This is a genomic window from Tsukamurella conjunctivitidis (assembly GCF_007858475.1).
GTDB lineage: Bacteria > Actinomycetota > Actinomycetes > Mycobacteriales > Mycobacteriaceae > Tsukamurella > Tsukamurella conjunctivitidis.
Genome location: NZ_VIGX01000328.1, coordinates 1 through 509, shown reverse-complemented (window position 1 = coordinate 509; position 509 = coordinate 1). Strand labels below are relative to the sequence as shown.

The following is a 509-nucleotide window of genomic DNA, read 5'->3' as shown; positions in this document are numbered from 1 at the left end:
ATGAGTGGCCGAGCGCCCGCTGAACCGTCACCACGTCGCAGCCCTGCGCGATCAACCCGCTCGCGAAGTAGTGCCGCAGGCTGTGCAGCTTCGTGGTGAGCCCGGCTGCCTTGCGGGTCTGACGCCACCGGTACGTGACCTTGTTGTCGGTCCACGCCTTCCCGTCGAGGTGGAACAGCCAGCCGTCGGGTGCGGGAGGGTAGGCGGCAACGTGCTGCGAGAGGATCGTCACCAGCTCGTCGGGCAGGTAGACGGTACGCTCCGATCCCCATTTCGGCGGAGCCTCACGTGGGTTCACGCCGTCGCGCTGTATCTGCCGCTCGACGATGAGTCGCTTGCGGAGGAAGTCGACGTCGCCGACCTTCACGCCGCACGCCTCGCCCAGGCGTAGGCCGGCGAACGCGCACAGGGCAACGTAGGCGCGCATCGGCCCCTCGGCGCCGTTCACGAGCTTCCCCACGTCAGTGTCGGTCGGCACGCTCATCGCCGCCTCAGGCTTACGCGTGCGC

General features: G+C 68.6%; 1 protein-coding gene. It reads right to left on the bottom strand.

Features of this window, described 5'->3' with window-relative positions; translation table 11 throughout:
• The coding region (locus tag FK530_RS25625; RefSeq protein WP_158645216.1) for a tyrosine-type recombinase/integrase at positions 1–478 on the bottom strand (478 nt) is incomplete at its 3' end.
• Positions 479–509: the final 31 nt, after the last annotated feature.